A 16,392-nucleotide genomic window follows, 5' to 3' on the forward strand; every position below is an offset into this window, starting at 1 on the left:
TTATAGATGAAGTTGAAAACACACTTGTTCGGCCAGACTTACCAGTTCAGGGATGTCAAAGACGTCCTTGCCAAGGCATCAGACCTGCGTTCAGGGGATGTGCTGGCTGGTGTGGCTGCGCAAACAGCCCAAGAGCGTGTGGCAGCAAAGCATGTTTTGTCCGAGCTGACTCTAAACGATTTGCGTGAAAACCCTGTGGTCAGCTACGAGGATGATCTGATCACTAGAATCAACCAGGACAGCCTCAACCGCGCGACATTCGAGCGGATCAAAAACTGGACGGTAAGTGAGCTGCGCGAATATATCCTGTCTGATAGCAAGACCAACGAGGATACTGAACGTCTGCGCAAAGGCTTAACCGCCGAGATGGTGTCTGCGGTAGCCAAGCTGTGTTCAAACGGTGACTTGATGTATGGCGCAAGTCAGATGCCGGTAGTGACCAAGGCAAATTCAACCGTCGGTTTGCCGGGGCACTTCAGCTGCCGTCTTCAGCCGAACGATACCCGTGACAATGTGAGCTCTATTCTTGCGCAAACATTCGAAGGTCTGTCTTACGGTTGCGGTGATGCTGTGATTGGTATCAACCCTGTGACCGATAGTGTGGAAAACACCACCCAGATGCTGCTTGCATTGCAAGAGGTGATCGATAAGTGGCAGATCCCAACCCAGCCTTGTGTCTTGGCACACATTACCACTCAGATGGAAGCGGTACGCCGCGGTGCGCCTGGCGGCTTGTTGTTCCAGAGTATTGCCGGATCTGAAAAGGGCCTGTCTGAATTTGGCGTATCGGTCGATATGCTTGATGAAGCCTACGAGATCGGTAAGCAGTATTGTCAGCTGGCTGGCAATAACGTGATGTATTTTGAAACCGGGCAGGGCTCTGAGCTCTCCGCAAACGCCCACCACGGTGCCGACCAAATGACAATGGAGGCACGTTGTTACGCCTTGGCTCGCCGTTACAAGCCGCACTTGGTTAATACCGTTGTCGGTTTTATTGGCCCTGAGTACCTCTATAACCACCAACAGATCATCCGTGCCGGTTTGGAAGACCATTTCATGGGCAAGCTTTCAGGCATTCCGATGGGCTGTGATGCTTGCTATACCAACCATGCCGATACCGATCAGAACTCGAATGAGAACCTATTGACGTTGCTGGCGGCTGCCGGGGTGAACTTCGTGATCGGTATGCCGATGGGCGATGACATCATGCTCAATTACCAGACCACCTCCTTCCATGACACGGCGACGGTTCGCCAGCTGTTGCGTCTGCGTCCAGCACCTGAATTCGAAGCGTGGATGGAAACGATGGGACTCATGGAAAATGGCCGTCTTACCGCGAAGGCGGGCGACCCATCTATTTTCTTCAAATAAGGGAGCGAGCCTGAAATGAACGAACAAGCAATTCGCGATATCGTCGCGACGGTAATGGCGCAGCTGGGTGAATCAACAGTTACTCCGGCTGCTGTGACAAAGGTTGTGACTGAGGCGGTTCCTGCGGTGGCGGAAACCAGTCAGGAGTCATTGCCAGATCTGGGTGATAAGTGCTTCAAAAAGTGGAACGGCATTGAGAATGCTGTCGAGCGTAAAGTGATTGAGGATTTGATGTCTCAGACTGATGCTCGCGTAGGAACGGGACGTACCGGTCCTCGTCCGAGAACGACGGCGTTACTGCGTTTCCTTGCCGATCACTCACGCTCTAAAGATACCGTATTGAAGAACGTGGAATCATCTTGGCTTGAGCAGCGTGGCTTGATGGAAGTGCAGTCCTGCGCTCATGACAAAGATGAGTACCTGACTCGCCCTGACTTGGGTCGTCAACTGAATGATGAGGCACGCGAGCTGATCAAGGCTAAATGCAAGCAGGCTCCGCAGGTTCAGGTTGTGCTCTCTGATGGTTTGAGCCTTGATGCGGTAACGGTAAACCATGACGAAATTTTACCGCCGCTACTTAACGGCCTCAAACAGGCGGGGCTGGACGTAGGGACGCCATTCTTCCTCCGTTATGGCCGGGTTAAGGCTCAAGATGAAATCGGTATGTTGCTCAATGCCGAAGTGAATCTGCTGTTGATCGGTGAGCGCCCGGGATTGGGCCAGTCAGAATCATTGAGCTGTTATGCCATTTATCGTCCGACACCTGAAACCGTGGAGTCGGATCGTACGGTTATCTCGAATATTCATGCTGGTGGTACACCACCGGTTGAAGCGGCGGCCGTGATTGTTGATTTAGTGAAGACCATGCTGGCGCAAAAAGCCAGTGGCATCAACCTCAAGCGTTAAGGATAGGACGATGGCGATTTTAGATAAGATCCAACCTTCGGTATTGGCGACACGCGTTATCGCATCGGTCGATCCAGTCTATAAGGAAAAATTGGGGCTCCAGCCGCATCATAACAGTATCGGCCTGATCACGGCCGACTGTGATGATGTGACATATTGCGCCCTGGACGAAGCCACCAAGGCTGCCAATGTGGACGTGGTCTATGCCCGTTCATTTTACGCTGGGGCTGCGCATTCATCGGGCCCAACCTCTGGCGAGGTGATCGGTATTCTGGCCGCTGCTTGTCCAGCAGATGTGATTGCCGGGCTGGAAAGGGCCAAAGCCTTTATCGAAGACGAAGCGGGTTTCCAGTGCGCCGATGAGAACGGGGATATTGCGTTTTTTGCCCATTTGGTTTCTTCCACTGGTACATATTTGTCTGCTGAGGCAGGTGTCGAGCAGGGCGAAGCATTGGCGTATTTGATCGCGCCACCGCTTGAGGCGATGTTCGGTATTGATGCCGCCCTGAAGGCCGCGGATGTCAAACTCGTGAACTTGTTTGCTCCGCCATCTGAGACCAACTTCGGTGGTGGTCACTTGACGGGCTCACAGGCAGCATGCCGTGCTGCTTGCGAGGCGTTCCAGGCTGCTGTCCTTGATGTCGCGCGTCAGCCAATCGGTCGTTAATAAGGGAGAGGCATCGTGAACCCGTTACTTCAAAAGGTCCAGGAAGCTGGTGTTGTTGGTGCGGGTGGGGCAGGTTTTCCCACCTATATGAAATTAGACTGCCAGGTCGACTGGGTCTTGGCCAACGGTGCCGAGTGTGAGCCTTTGCTCAACAAAGACCAGATGCTGATGCAGCATCACGCCAAAGAGCTTTTTGGCGGGATGCAGCTGGCGATGGCTGAAACCGGCGCCAAATATGGTGCAGTGGGTATCAAGCGCAAGCATGCCGATACCATTGCCTGTTTGGAGCAGGTTAGGCCGGAAAATATCAGCTTGCTGTTAATGGATGACGTTTACCCCGCCGGGGATGAGGTTGAGCTTGTCTTCCATGCTACGGGTAAACGGATTCCTGCTGGCGGCCTACCGAAAGAAATTGGTGTGGTGGTCAACAATGTTGAGTCGTTTATCAATGTCTTCCGCGCAGCTCAAGGCGCGGGGGTCACTCACACCATGGTGACGGTTAACGGCGCGGTTCAGCGCCCGTATACCGCTTGGTTGCCGGTCGGTATGGCATACCGAGAAGCTGTCGCTTTGGCGGGTGGGGCGACCTGTGCCGATCCTGTGATTGTTGATGGTGGCCCGATGATGGGACGGGTGACGGAAGATGACAGCAAGGTACTGACAAAAGCATCCAGTGGCTTGTTGGTGCTGCCACGCTCAGGTCGAGTAGCCAAATACAAGCTACGCACACCAGAGGATCTGCGCCGAATCGGCAAGTCAGCCTGTGACCAGTGTGGCCAATGTACGGCAATGTGCCCGCGCAGCTTGCTGGGCTATCCGGTCAAGCCGCACTTGGCAATGCGGGCGCTGCAAGTATCCGGTGGTGACAACCGCAGTTTTGCTTTGGCTGCTCAGGCATGTTGTGAGTGTAATTTGTGTTCGATGTGGTCATGTCCAGAAGGGTTGGACCCAAGCCGGGTATGCGTTACGACCAAGCAGGCATTGCGTGAAGAAGGCCGTTGGCAAACGCCGGAGCAGTTGCAGGCCCAAACCGTTGATGTCCACCCAATGCGTGAATATCGCGGTGTGCCGACTAAGCGTTTGGTGCAGCGTCTTGAGCTGACAGAGTACGCCAAGCAAGAGGTGGTGTTCCTTACCGATGAGGTGAGTCCCGAACGTGTTGAAATCTTGTTGTCTCAGCATATCGGAAAGCCCGCCGAAGCCATTGTCGCTATTGGCGATAGAGTGGTTGTCGGCCAGTGTATTGGCCGAGCGGCACCTGAGTCATTGAGTGCTGCAGTACACGCCAGTATCGACGGGGTTGTAACCGCCGTTGGTCAGAGCATTGTGATCGAGCGAAAAACGGACGTAAACGAGAGTAAGACATGTTGAATGCAATTGGTTGTATTGAATTGAATTCTATTGCCCGAGGATTTCAGGTCGCGGATGCAATGCTGAAGGCTGCCCACGTGGAAATCGTATTTAATCGTACGATTTGCCCCGGTAAGTTCATGGTTATGGTTGCCGGTGATGTGGCGGCCGTCGAGGCATCGGTTCATGCTGGTCTGGCTATCGGAAAAGGGGATGTCGTTGATGAATTGGTGATTGCCAATGTGCATCCTGATGTCTTTCCGGCCATAGCCGGTACCCGCGTAGTGGAGCGTCCGGCTGCACTTGGTATCGTTGAGACATTCTCAGTTGCAGCCATCGTTGAGGCCGCGGATGCGGCCGTCAAGGCGGCTAATGTTGAGTTGCTTGAGGTACATATGGCGATGGCAATCGGTGGTAAGGGCTTTGTCACGATGACCGGTGATGTTGCTGCTGTTCAGGCTGCGGTCGATGCTGCGGTTAATCGAATTGGCCATCGAGGTGTATTGGTCGACAAGGTGGTGATTGCCCAGCCTCGCAAGGAAATTTTAGAGGGGAAAATATAACGCGCAATAACAGTAAAGGAACAAGGATTGGGCCCAAAAGGCTGAATAGTTTCACCAAAGTATCGCTAGACAGGGTGTCTGATACCACCTGATTACCGGGAAGGGATTCTGCCCCACGTTAGCTAGCTGTTTTTAGAAGGAAGGTCTTTATGAATGACGTGATTCTGTATGTAATGGTTGGCTTCATGGTCCTAGGGGCGGTTGACAAAGTATTGGGCAACCGCTGGGGATATGGAGAGAAGTTTGAGGAAGGTTTCATGGCGATGGGGTCACTGGCACTGGCGATGGTCGGTGTGGTGAGTTTGGCGCCTGTACTCGCTTCGTTGCTGAGCCCTGTTGTTGTACCACTGTATACAATGTTAGGGGCTGACCCGGCTATGTTTGCGGGCACCTTGCTGGCTAACGATATGGGTGGTTACCCATTGGCAAAGAGCATGGCGGAAACTGAGGCGGCCGGTATATTCTCTGGCTTGATCCTTGGCGCGATGATGGGGCCAACCTTGGTCTTCACCATTCCTGTTGCTCTTGGCATCATCGAAAAGAAGGACACCCCTTATCTCGCCCGTGGCGTTCTGATCGGTATGACGACTATTCCGGTGGGATGTTTGGTTGGCGGTCTGGTTGCCGGTTTTGAGTTTTCGATGGTACTGGCTAATCTAATTCCTATCGTAATTGTGGCTGGCCTTATTGCTGTTGGCTTGTGGCTTAAGCCCGATGCGATGATCCGTGGCTTTGAAGTTTTCGGTAAAGGTGTCGTTGCGATTATTACCATTGCGTTGGCGGCTATCGTGGTTGAAACCCTGACAGGCATTGTCGTGATTCCAGGAATGGCGCCTATTTCTGATGGTATCGAGATCATCGGTGCCATTGCTATCGTACTCGCCGGTGCATTCCCTATGGTGCACTTCATTACCAAGTACTTGAATAAGCCTTTGGTTAAGCTGGGAAGTGCGATGGGTATGGGTGAAACTGCTGCTGCGGGTCTGGTTGCCACTTTGGCGAACAATATTGCGATGTTCAATATCATGAAAGATATGGATGACCGCGGTAAGGTCATCAACGTGGCGTTTGCTGTGTGTGCCTCGTTTGTTTTCGGTGATCACCTTGGCTTTACTGCTGCTGTGAATAGCGACATGATTTCAGCGGTGGTTGCCGGTAAGCTAGTAGGAGGCATTTGTGCCTTGGTGCTGGCGGTTTATGTGACCCGCAACATGGGGGTAGATAAATCTGCGCCGAAGCATGAGGAGGCAACGGCTTAATTGCTATTGCTATCTTTGACCCAATAAAAATCACCGCCCGAAGGCGGTGATTTTTTTTATTTATCGAGTGTATGAAGTAGCTCGTTGAGCTCTTTGGTCAAGGATTCTGTTTTAGGATCGAATTCTTTCATTGCGGCATAGGTGTCGGCCATCAGCTTGTCTTGCATTTCAGTTAGTGCCTTGTCGGCAATGATTGCCTCGCGCTTATCCGCCATGGCTTGCTTGGCGGCAGCAAAGTCACGGATCATGCTGCTGCGCTCTTCTTCGCTGAGTTTGTCATTGCGCAGTGCTGTCTGCAATTCTTTGGCTTTGGCAATGAATTCATCAGGGTTGTAACCAACCTGCTCGGCTTTTTGATGGTAGGCCAGTTCAAAGGCTTTGGCTTGAGCTGTTAGTTCGGGATGTGCCTTTAGTGTTTGCTGGCGAATACTCGAAAGATCACGCTGAAGAGTGTTGATTCGGTAGATGGTTTCTTTTTGATTGGCAACTGTATCGGTTGCGACATCGCTAGCACGAACCTGCGGTGCGATAGCAAACAGGGCTGCAAGCATTAGCGGTAGGCTGTATTTCATGAACTGTTGTGCCATCGATGGCAGTGCAGATAGGCGTGAGGTGCGATTGTGCAAGCTGTTTTGCATAGTGTGGACCTTTGTTGCTGTTATCGTATTTGTGTGGTGTACGCTCGAAATGTAACCAAGCAGATGTTGGTGAATGTCAAGAGTGTGTCATGAATCCTGCATACAAACTGAATGGTATGGCTAGAAGGGATATTTTGCTGCGATTGCTGGGGATAAGCGATTGTTTTTTTTCAATAGCTAAAAAAAAGCCGGCAATCCATATGCCGGCAATAGAGAGATAGTTAATTATGATGGGTTATTCTTCGCCCTTCAGGAACTTGACGTCAAGTTCACAGAAAGCCAACAAGATTTTCGCGGCTGCGGCATAGAAGCCGAATGGGTCGCGTGACTGGGTGGCTTGGGTAAATGTCGGTAGCCAGTTCAGCAGCATGGTATTGAGGAAATCGAGCTGGGCTTGCATCAGTTCCTCTGTTTTCTCTTCGCTGGTCTGCTGGTTGGCCATGATGATTAGGTTACCCATGAAATCCAACTCGACGGCAAGGTGATCTGCCGGTTCGTTGAATTCCTTACGCTGGGCGATACCGTAATCATCCATTAGCTTGTTCATATCCTGAGCTGGCTTGTCATTCATCAGGCCAGACTCACCAACATACATGGAGGCATAAGGCAGTGCACCAGATTTTGGTGTGCTCAAAAATAGTCCACAGAAATCCGCGGCCAGTTCAAGCTGGGCATCTTCTCGTGCATTCAAACGTTCCAGCGCATCACGGAATGATGCAATGGGTGCCGCTAGCTCCGGGGTCATCGCCAAACCGGAGAAGAAGGTGACCATGTCGCCGTTGTTGTATTCAGTAATGTCTTGCTCGGTTAGCTCGCGGGCAAACAGGGAAGACATCCACCAGTAAATTTCGGCACGTTGTTCGTTGAAAGCGATGAATTCTTTCATGGTTACTCCATGTTCGGGTATGGCTTGGGATTGTTCGGCCATACGAAAAACGTATTCAAATATCAGAATGCATACGCATAGTATATGTGAATAAGCTCTGTAACTTAATGTCTCGGTGAGAAAATAACCAGAGGCCGAAGCCTCTGGTTAATGATCAACTTACGCGATGTCCATTGCTGGGAATAGCGGGTTGATGCTAGTGATTTCAGTCGGGCCGTGGAAGCCGGTTACCGCTGGAACAGGACCAGTGTACTTCTCGATTTCTACTAGGGCAGAAGCGGCAGAAGTCGCCTGAGCTAGCTTAGAAGAACCGATATCCTGAGTCAGTACGTTTGGATCGCCGTAAGTACATAGAGTACCTGGCTTACCGCCTTCAAGCGGGCTGTACCATGCACCTTCGTGGATACGACATACGCCAGACATGTAATCGTCAGTCACAACTGCACCTGCCAGAACCTGACCACGGTCGTTGAACACACGTACGATGTCACCAGACTTGATACCACGAGCCTTAGCATCTTGAGTGTTGATGTAAACAGGCTCACGATCCGCGACAGCGTAAGTTGCACGGTGCTCTGTTGAAGAACATAGCTGTGAGTGCAGACGGTTTTTAGGGTGCGTGCTCTGTAGGTTGATAGGGAACTTATCAGAGCGTGGACCACCGTGGCTACGTTCAGTCTTTTCGAACCACATTGGGTGGCCCTGACAGTCATCGTAACCCATGTCAGCGATAGTCTTACAGTAGATCTCGATCAGACCAGAAGCAGTACCTAGTGGCTCTAGATCCGGTTCCTTACGGAATGATTCGTGACGAACCCACTCAGTACCTTCAGGGAACTCGATGAAACCTTCACCTTCCCAGAACTTCTTGAAGTTAGGCATACGAACGCCTAGGCCGCGGCCCTGTAGACGAGCACCGTTGTAGATCTCTTCGATGATTTCCATCTGAGTCTTGCCGCCTGTGAAGGCTTCTTCACGACCGAAACGGCCACATAGCTCACGGAAGATTTCGAAGTCGTCTTTCGCTTCGTACATTGGCTCAACCACTTTAGGCATCGCGATGATACCTGCGTTAGAGTGGTTACCGTACTGCTCGATATCGTCACGCTCGTGCGTTGTAGTCGCAGGAAGAACGATATCAGAGAAGCGACAAGTCGCAGTCCACTGGTGGTCGATAGATACAACGGTTTCCAGTTTACGCCACACCTTGATCATCTTGTTGCGATCTTGGTGGTGGTGGAATGGGTTGTTACCGCTGAAGATAGCCATCTTCATTTCAGGGAACTTGATAGTCTGACCATTGTACTTGATGGTCTGGCCTGGGTTTTCGATACAGTCAACGAAACGCGCTACAGGGATAAAGGTTGAGTAACCTTTGAATGAACCTTTATGGATAGGTTCCATGCCTGTTACGCCGCTGAAGCCTGACATCAGTGGACCGTTAGACGTGATAGAGCCAGCGTCGTTGTAGTGCCAGCCAAAGCCGAAGCCACCGCCAGGTAGACCGATTTGACCAAGCATAGCTGCAACAACAACAAGCATCCACGCGTACTGCTCACCGTGTTGCATACGCTGTAGACACCAGCCACCGATGATCTGAGTACGGCCAGATGCCATTTGGCGAGCAAGGGCACGGATTTCGTCAGCTTTAACGCCACAGATCTTCTCTGCCCACTCTGGAGTCTTCTCAACACCATCAGTCTTACCTAGTAGGTAAGGCAGGAACTTGTCGAAGCCAGTCGTGTAGTCAGCGATGAATTCTTTGTTGTATAGGTTTTCAGTGTACAGCGTGTGCGCGATAGCTAGCATCAACGGTACGTCAGTTTGTGGGTTAACACGAACCTGCTCACCGCCAACAGCTTTCTGAGTGCTTGAAACAACTGGATCAACGTAGATAACTTTGATGTCGCCGTTCTTCACTTTCTCAGCTAGCTGATCGTAGTACGCGTATGGGCTGTGGTCAGGAACCAACCAACCTACCTGTAGGTTCTTGATTGGGTCAGAGCCCCACATCACGATAGTGTCAGCGTGCTCAAGAACTAGCGGCCATGAAGTCTGCTGCTCGTAAACTTCCATTGCGCCTGCAACGTAAGGAAGAACAACCTGTGCTGCACCTGTTGAGTAGTCACCCATCTTAGCAAGGGTAGTACCGTGTAGACCGATACCACGCTTCATCATGGTGCCTGCGTTGTGCAGTTTACCTACTGACTGCCAGCCAGTGTGGCCAGCGTACAGGGCGCTTGGGCCGTAAGAGTTCTGAACGCGCTCCATCTCGTAGTAGAAGAAGTCCAGAGCCTGAGACCATGGCACACGTACGAAACGGTTGTCGCCGCGCTGGCTAGTGTCTGACTTGTAGCCGTGCTTCAGCCAGTCTAGGCGAACCATTGGGTACTTAACGCGAGCTGGGTTGTATACAACTTCACGAACACCCTGGATCATAGTTGTTGGGTGCTTGTCTTTTTCGAACGGTACGGTTTCAACCCATACACCGTCTACAACTTTGGCGCGGAATGCACCCCAGTGAGAACCAGAAAGCACTTCACCAGTGAAGTTAGCTTTGGTTTCGGCCGCTGCCATTGCCTTGCGAGGCGCTAGCAGGCTTGTACCAACAACAGAAGCAGCACTTACTGCAACCATGCCAGACAGGAAACGACGGCGAGAAACGCCCTTATTGAAAACTTGAGTTGCCATGTAGCAATCCTTAATTTGAATTCTTTTTATGGGGTGGGGGAGTGATCCCCCACCTTTCAGGAATTAGTGATGGCCAGCGCCGCCTGTGTCGCTACCGTGGTTCTGAAGGTACTTCAACAGAGTACGTTCTTCAGTTTTGGTTAGACGGTAGTAAGCGCTCATTGCGTTTAGGCTTGAGATCCAACCGTTAGCTGTGAAGTGGCCGGGAGCAGGAGCTGCGTGACATGCGTTACATGTTGCACCGTACATGTCTTCGGCATAGTTCCAGATAGGCTGGATGTTGTCTAGCATGTCGTCAGGAGTGATCCATGCTTCAACAGAAACGTGCTGCCATGCGATGTTAGTCGCGCTGTCAGTTTGTTCTTCTAGGACTTTCTCAGTTGCTTTAACGTCGCCACGGATAGTTGCCTTGAATACACGCTTGCCCATGTACTCAGTCATTACGCGACCTTTGCCGTTCTTCTCTAGCCAGCCGTCGATCTGAACTTTCAGCATGCCGTCTTTGCGCTCGATAACTTTAACTTGAGACGCAGGTAGTAGCTTACCTTCAGCCTTGCCTTTGGCATCAGCTGCCGCAAACAGGTCTTTTTCGCCTAGAGAGTAAAGTACGTCAGCCGTTGCACCTTGAGAAGTCGCAGTAGCTTGTAGCTCTTGGTAATCTTTCTGGAAGCCGCCTGCCATGTTTGGTAGCTCGTGAGCAATACCTTTGTGACATTCGATACAGTTCATGTCTTCAGCAGCAGCTTTGTTCATTTCGAATGCAGCTTTAGCAGACTGTTTGCTGTGATCCATCGCGTCGTAAGAGTGACAGCTCTTACAAGTCTTGGAGTTCTGGCTCTTCATACGGTTCCAAACCACTTGGGCAAGCTCTAGGCGGTGTTCCTCTAGCTTTTCAGGCGTATCAATCTTGCCTGTCACGAAGTGGTGGTATACGTCTTTCCATGCGCCTAGCTTGCGCATAACCGCACCTGGCAAATCTTTTGGCTGGTGACAGTCTACACACTCAGCACGCACACCTGATGCGTTTTTGAAGTGTACACTTTGCTTATATTCTTCATAGTTCTGTTGCATAGTGTGGCAAGAAGTACAGAACTCAGTTTGAGAGGCAAACTCAAAACTTTTATGAACAGTGAGAACACCTGCCAAGGTAATAACAACACCAACCAACACAAGCGCAAGGATTGGGTACTTGCTGCTTGGTTTAGTAAGCTTTTGCCAAAGTTTTTTCATAGTGGAAGATTCCAAGTAACGATGAATGCCGACCGTAAAGTACGGTGACGTATAAATTTTTATAGGTTAATCTTAATTCCACGATATGAATAAGGATAAGGGTGGCGGTGAACAGAATATTTATCTTTATGAAAGATTGTGAACAGCTGCTCGTTGTGCTAGCGTTTAATAGAACAGTAAATTAGACAAAAAGAGAAAATAATGAGTCATCACGTACTTGTTGTAGAAGATGAGATCGTAACGCGTACCAAACTGGTTGGGTATTTCGAAAACGAAGGTTACAAAGTCAGCCAGGCAGAAAGTGGTGCGCAGATGCGTGAGATCATGGCCACTGAAAAAATTGACTTGGTGATGTTGGATATTAACTTGCCGGGTGAAGATGGTTTGATGCTGACGCGCGAACTGCGTAGCCGTTCGGAAGTCGGGATTATTTTGGTTACCGGGCGTACAGATAGCATCGATCGTATTGTCGGCCTTGAGATGGGCGCGGATGATTATGTAACCAAACCTTTTGAGCTTCGTGAGTTGTTAGTTCGGGTGAAAAACCTGTTGTGGCGCATATCTTTAGTAGAAAAAGCCCGTGATGAAGCTGTGGTAGAAATGCAAGAAGACAGCATAATTCGTTTTGGTGATTGGCAGTTTGATATTAACAAACGCGCCCTGACTCACAACGGTGTGCCAGTGAAATTGACCAAGGCAGAGTATGAATTGCTGGTGGCGTTTTCATCGCATCCTAACGTAGTTTTGAGCCGAGAGCGTATTCTTAATATGCTTAGCCACCGTGTTGAAGCACCAAACGACCGAACAATTGACGTATTGATTCGCCGTATGCGTTCAAAAATGGAAATCGATCCGAAGAACCCACAGATTTTTGTTACGGTTCACGGCGAAGGTTATATGTTTGCCGGTGACTAATTTACCTGTAGACACAGAAATTACCTCAGTAACAATTTGAAACATTTAGGCCGAAATAGACGCTGTTTCGGCCTTTTTTATTACCACGAATCGAAACTTTTATTGATCTCAATCAACAGTTATTACGCAATATGAATAGCGAAATGGACAGGAAAACACGGATTTGGGCTGTTGATTTATGAAAATATTAAGACAAAAAAGTTTCACTTGTGAGTTTATTGGTAAAATTCATGCATTCCTGTATGTCAAAGTCGGCATTTGATTACGCTTAAAATGGAATAAATGTGTGAATTTGTTTGTTTGAATGCTCAAAAATTAAGCGAACGATATGCGCCGTTAAAATTAATTTTTGATGTATTTACAGTATTTACTTACCAGTAGCGCAAAAAACAAGCAGAAAAACAAAAGGCCAGTCTGATTATTCAGGCTGGCCTTTTTAGTCTTGTTACTGTTTGACTGCTGTTCGATTGAGGATGGACTCGGTCAGCTGACTGATTTTCGGGTAGCTAATGAGGCTCTGTCTTGCGATGGTTTCCTGCTCTTCAAGGACATGATTGAGGATATCTTCGGTCGTTAACGGATTGGCGAGTACAACCCTCAGAACAGTGGTTAGCTTACGTCCCCATTTTTCCGGCGTTAGGCGGGTACGTGAGACGAAGGACTTTCCTGACTCCCGTTGCCGCTTCTGGATAAATTTGGTGAGGTCGTTTAGATCATCAAGCAGGATATCTCGCTCGGTATTGGTGGCGAATTGCAATGCATGCTGGGTACGCGCAGGTACATAGCGGTAGGTGAGCAAGCATAGCTCAGGTTCAGTAACCAGCTCGAAATCTGGATGCGCGTTAATTCTGCCGGCAAAGTAACGGGCCTTTTCTATGCTGTTGTTGATGAGCATTTCGTACCCAGGTCGGCTGATGATGTTAAGGCTCGCATAAAGTAGCATTGCCATACCGCTTCGAGAACCTTCGAGGGTATGACTACCTAAGTCTTTCGATCCTTTACGTAGAATATATTCGGCATGGTGCTCGATGGCTGTCATCAAAGTTGGATCTTTGAAGATGACCATACCTGCGCCCATCGGGATATAGAGCTGTTTATGGGCATCAATGGTTACCGAGTCTGCCCGTTCAGCTCCTGCCAGCAGTGGGCGGTATTTATTTGACATTAACGTTGCGCCCCCCCATGCGGCATCCACATGGAAATGGCAGTCATACTCTTGTGCCAGATCGGCCAATTCATTGAGCGGGTCTATGCTGCCTGTTTCGGTAGTGCCGGCGACACCAACAATCGCAAATACCTTGATATTCTGCTGTTTGAGCGTCTCCAATTTTTCCCGCATAGCAGCAACTTTCACTCGGTTGTTGCCATCGGTTTCTATTGGGACTAGGCAATTTCGTCCGATACCCAGTACATCGGCCGCTTTTTTCAATGAATAGTGACCACGTTCTGAAACCAAAACTGCCAGATCATCATAGCCATAGTGCTTCATGGCTTTGAACAGGCCTTCTTGAGCGACACCTTTGAAATCACCCTGTGGCTTTAGCGCATTGTTGCGGGCTACCCAGAGTGCGGTGATATTGGCGATCGTGCCGCCTGAACAAAAAGCGCCTAAGGAATGGTTCGCACTGTGCATCCATTGCTGATAGAAGCTTTCTGGCTGATGATAAATCAGGTTGTGGAGCATCCCCAGCACTTGGCGCTCCAGCGGCGTGAATGCTTTGGATGTTTCGATTTTTACTAGATTCTGATTAAGCGCAATCATGATCTTTGACAGCGGCATCAGGAAATAGGGGAGGGCCGAGGTCATGTGTCCTATAAATGTCGGGGCAGATGTATTGACAGATTGCGCAACTAATTTATTGAGCAAGAAATGAGTATGCTCTGAGACAAAGCTCGGTGCTTCGGGAATATCGGCTGATTGAAAGTCTTTTTCGATTTCAACCAACGGTTTTTCTCGTGCGGCAATGTGAGTTTGGAGAAACACATTGAGGTTTTCGGAAATCTCTTTTTCAATCTGTCCAAGGGTAGATTCAGGTGCTTCCGGCACAGTGAAAATGCGATGCAGTGACTCTTGCGTAGCATCGGCTTTTTTATTATCCATTACAGCCATAACTATTGATATCTTGTAACATAAAACGGCAAATTGATGCTAATTTAATCCAATTTGCCGTCGGTGTCGAAAATTTTTAAAAGCGGTAGTTAATACCCACAGTTAACAACAGGTTTTCTTCGTCATAAAAGGCGATGTTGCTGTTGCTTTGATTATAGCCTGCCAGTGAAATGATCCCCCAGTCTTCCCAGCCGAAGGGAGCACTATACTCATAGGCTAGGAATATGCCCCAGCGGTCATCCTTTTGGGTTTCGCTGAAGACGGGGTTGAGTGCATCGTACTCTACTCTGTCGTAGCTCAGTGTCAGGGCAAAGCTGGATTGGTTGAAGCGCTGGATCCATGAAACTTCCGCTCCTAGGCCATCGTTGGCCATGGCATCGCCATCGGCATCCATTTGAGTGTAACTCAATGCATAGCGTAGCATTTGAGCGCGTGATAAGGGGTGAAGGTAGCTCACTTCCCCATAGTAAATATCCGAATCCCGGCGTAATACTGATTGTTGCTCGGCAGGAAGTATCGCGCTGCCGGATCGTTCGTTTTCAAGCGAAAATTTTCCGGTTGCAAGTTCAATGGAGAAAGGCGTACCCATGATGCTGTCATATTGGAAGCGCGCCCCTTTGATATCACTGCCAGTCTCTTGGCGGTTTTGTCCTGTTATATAGGGATCTTGCCAGGTATCTTGCTCCATGATCCCCGGTATGTAGCTGAGGGTGATTTGGCTTCTGTCCTTAAAGCGTTGCTTGTAGCCTAGTTCGATATGGAAACGACCCAACGCAAGATCTGAGCGGCTGGTACCAAAGTAGAGCTGTTGTTTGCCGCTGGCAAAGGTGTAATTGACCGTACCTAACGGTGCTATGAGTATATTATCTTGCCTGTCGCCCTGTTGGTTGAGTGTGTCGATTGATTCGTTGTCAGTATTAAATTGACTATGGCTACTGGTGTAACCCGTCAGCAATGAGAGATCCGCACCGAAACCGGGTTCCCATGCTAGATTGGGGTTGGCATAGCTATGGCTGGCCATCAATAACGTGGCCAGTAGGGAAATGTGTGAAATCCGTCTCATGTAAACCCTCTTTAATCTGTGAACCCCTTTGGCAATGCCTTCCATTGTCGGTAGTTGGGGTACTTATTGGCAGCTAATGTCTGAAATCGCTGTAATTGCTGCATTGTATTGGGTCAGTGGGCCCTCGATATCTTTTGGATTGGTGAGTAGTCCGGCAAAGGTGCTGCGGAGATCGTAGTTTTTTGGATGTGGTTTATCCTGACGATCGTCAAACGCAATTTTGGCAGTTTTACCCAGCGCCGTATCTTGTGCTGACAGTTTTTTGATATCTTGCTGGGTGAGTTGTAACCATGATTCTACGGATTGGTTTAGCGCCAGTTTGTCTTTGTCATTTTCCAAATACCAATCAACCGCTTGGCGATTAAATTCAAAATGGTGTTTGCGTCCTTCTAGAAACCAATTCCCCACTTCTTTGAGGGATGGGTCGTGTTTGATCGCAAGGTCGACCAAGTTTTGGTACCACACTAATGAGGCATCGACATATTGATGGTATTTATTACTTTCGCATTGAGTCGTCGTTGCCGTTGCCATTGAGGGGATGAGGGCTGCTGAAAGAAAAATAGCAGTTAACTTCATAGCCATTCCTTGATTATTGATATTCCTGAGTCTTTGCCATTATCAGTGTTGGATTTTCTCGCATTGATGAGTGGCTCGTGCATGACACGATTGTAACTATATGTAGCTCAATGGAAAAGAATTCTTTATTGTTATGTGTTACTGTTAACATTATGCGTGTTTAATAA

General features: G+C 49.4%; 14 protein-coding genes. 7 read left to right on the forward strand and 7 right to left on the reverse strand.

What is annotated here, in order from left to right; all coding sequences use genetic code 11:
- Positions 1–6: 6 nt before the first annotated feature.
- The 6 genes from ACSF8X_RS08695 (at position 7) to eutH (ending at position 6,116) form a co-directional block, all read left to right on the forward strand.
- Positions 7–1,371: an ethanolamine ammonia-lyase subunit EutB gene (locus ACSF8X_RS08695; RefSeq protein ID WP_047877956.1), complete on the forward strand. Its 1,365-nt coding sequence runs from the start codon at positions 7–9 to the stop codon at positions 1,369–1,371.
- Between the two features lie 15 nt (positions 1,372–1,386).
- Positions 1,387–2,277, forward strand: coding sequence for an ethanolamine ammonia-lyase subunit EutC (eutC, locus tag ACSF8X_RS08700; protein WP_500849675.1), 891 nt, complete (start codon positions 1,387–1,389; stop codon positions 2,275–2,277).
- Between the two features lie 10 nt (positions 2,278–2,287).
- Positions 2,288–2,944, forward strand: coding sequence for an ethanolamine utilization microcompartment protein EutL (gene eutL, locus ACSF8X_RS08705; protein WP_047877958.1), 657 nt, complete (start codon positions 2,288–2,290; stop codon positions 2,942–2,944).
- A gap of 15 nt (positions 2,945–2,959) precedes the next feature.
- A complete protein-coding gene (locus ACSF8X_RS08710; protein ID WP_500849676.1) occupies positions 2,960–4,315 on the forward strand; it encodes a 4Fe-4S dicluster domain-containing protein in 1,356 nt (451 codons plus the stop codon).
- Positions 4,309–4,857, forward strand: a complete 549-nt coding sequence (locus ACSF8X_RS08715) for a BMC domain-containing protein (RefSeq protein WP_047877960.1) — start codon at positions 4,309–4,311, stop codon at positions 4,855–4,857. The genes ACSF8X_RS08710 and ACSF8X_RS08715 overlap by 7 nt, the downstream gene beginning before the upstream one ends.
- 149 nt (positions 4,858–5,006) lie before the next feature.
- Positions 5,007–6,116 carry an ethanolamine utilization protein EutH gene (gene eutH, locus ACSF8X_RS08720; protein WP_047877961.1) on the forward strand — a complete coding sequence of 370 codons (1,110 nt, stop codon included), beginning with the start codon at positions 5,007–5,009 and terminating at the stop codon, positions 6,114–6,116.
- Positions 6,117–6,172: 56 nt separating this feature from the next.
- Here eutH and ACSF8X_RS08725 read toward each other — a convergent pair whose 3' ends face one another.
- From ACSF8X_RS08725 to torC, 4 genes are all read right to left on the reverse strand, one after another.
- Positions 6,173–6,754, reverse strand: coding sequence for a hypothetical protein (locus ACSF8X_RS08725; protein ID WP_500849677.1), 582 nt, complete (start codon positions 6,752–6,754; stop codon positions 6,173–6,175).
- 235 nt (positions 6,755–6,989) lie between these two features.
- On the reverse strand, positions 6,990–7,640 hold the full coding sequence (gene torD / locus ACSF8X_RS08730) for a molecular chaperone TorD (protein WP_500849678.1): 651 nt from the start codon (positions 7,638–7,640) through the stop codon (positions 6,990–6,992).
- A gap of 159 nt (positions 7,641–7,799) precedes the next feature.
- The gene (gene torA / locus ACSF8X_RS08735) at positions 7,800–10,331 is read right to left on the reverse strand and encodes a trimethylamine-N-oxide reductase TorA (RefSeq protein WP_047877963.1); all 2,532 of its coding nucleotides are present in this window, start codon (positions 10,329–10,331) and stop codon (positions 7,800–7,802) included.
- 63 nt (positions 10,332–10,394) lie between these two features.
- The gene (gene torC, locus ACSF8X_RS08740; protein ID WP_047877964.1) at positions 10,395–11,561 is read right to left on the reverse strand and encodes a pentaheme c-type cytochrome TorC; all 1,167 of its coding nucleotides are present in this window, start codon (positions 11,559–11,561) and stop codon (positions 10,395–10,397) included.
- A 201-nt stretch (positions 11,562–11,762) separates the two neighbouring features.
- Between torC and torR the strand changes: the two genes are divergently transcribed.
- A complete protein-coding gene (gene torR / locus ACSF8X_RS08745; protein ID WP_047877965.1) occupies positions 11,763–12,476 on the forward strand; it encodes a two-component system response regulator TorR in 714 nt (237 codons plus the stop codon).
- Positions 12,477–12,921: 445 nt separating this feature from the next.
- Here torR and panP read toward each other — a convergent pair whose 3' ends face one another.
- The 3 genes from panP to ACSF8X_RS08760 all read right to left on the reverse strand — a co-directional run bounded on the left by panP (position 12,922) and on the right by ACSF8X_RS08760 (position 16,225).
- Entirely contained in the window at positions 12,922–14,586 is a 1,665-nt protein-coding gene (panP, locus tag ACSF8X_RS08750) for a pyridoxal-dependent aspartate 1-decarboxylase PanP (RefSeq protein ID WP_500849679.1), read from the reverse strand.
- 76 nt (positions 14,587–14,662) lie between these two features.
- Positions 14,663–15,649 carry a DUF2860 domain-containing protein gene (locus ACSF8X_RS08755; protein WP_500849680.1) on the reverse strand — a complete coding sequence of 329 codons (987 nt, stop codon included), beginning with the start codon at positions 15,647–15,649 and terminating at the stop codon, positions 14,663–14,665.
- A 63-nt stretch (positions 15,650–15,712) separates the two neighbouring features.
- Entirely contained in the window at positions 15,713–16,225 is a 513-nt protein-coding gene (locus tag ACSF8X_RS08760; protein WP_047877968.1) for a hypothetical protein, read from the reverse strand.
- Between the last annotated feature and the right edge of the window lie 167 nt (positions 16,226–16,392).

The sequence above is a fragment of the Photobacterium panuliri genome (assembly GCF_059920555.1).

Excerpts from the sequence above, each read along its gene's own strand:
- ACSF8X_RS08695 (WP_047877956.1), top strand. The coding sequence starts at position 7 with ATGAAGTTGAAAACACACTTGTTCGGCCAGACTTACCAGTTCAGGGAT.
- eutC (WP_500849675.1), top strand. The coding sequence starts at position 1,387 with ATGAACGAACAAGCAATTCGCGATATCGTCGCGACGGTAATGGCGCAG.
- eutL (WP_047877958.1), top strand. The coding sequence starts at position 2,288 with ATGGCGATTTTAGATAAGATCCAACCTTCGGTATTGGCGACACGCGTT.
- ACSF8X_RS08715 (WP_047877960.1), top strand. The coding sequence starts at position 4,309 with ATGTTGAATGCAATTGGTTGTATTGAATTGAATTCTATTGCCCGAGGA.
- eutH (WP_047877961.1), top strand. The coding sequence starts at position 5,007 with ATGAATGACGTGATTCTGTATGTAATGGTTGGCTTCATGGTCCTAGGG.
- ACSF8X_RS08725 (WP_500849677.1), bottom strand. The coding sequence starts at position 6,754 with ATGCAAAACAGCTTGCACAATCGCACCTCACGCCTATCTGCACTGCCA.
- torD (WP_500849678.1), bottom strand. The coding sequence starts at position 7,640 with ATGAAAGAATTCATCGCTTTCAACGAACAACGTGCCGAAATTTACTGG.
- torA (WP_047877963.1), bottom strand. The coding sequence starts at position 10,331 with ATGGCAACTCAAGTTTTCAATAAGGGCGTTTCTCGCCGTCGTTTCCTG.
- torC (WP_047877964.1), bottom strand. The coding sequence starts at position 11,561 with ATGAAAAAACTTTGGCAAAAGCTTACTAAACCAAGCAGCAAGTACCCA.
- torR (WP_047877965.1), top strand. The coding sequence starts at position 11,763 with ATGAGTCATCACGTACTTGTTGTAGAAGATGAGATCGTAACGCGTACC.
- panP (WP_500849679.1), bottom strand. The coding sequence starts at position 14,586 with ATGGCTGTAATGGATAATAAAAAAGCCGATGCTACGCAAGAGTCACTG.
- ACSF8X_RS08755 (WP_500849680.1), bottom strand. The coding sequence starts at position 15,649 with ATGAGACGGATTTCACACATTTCCCTACTGGCCACGTTATTGATGGCC.
- ACSF8X_RS08760 (WP_047877968.1), bottom strand. The coding sequence starts at position 16,225 with ATGAAGTTAACTGCTATTTTTCTTTCAGCAGCCCTCATCCCCTCAATG.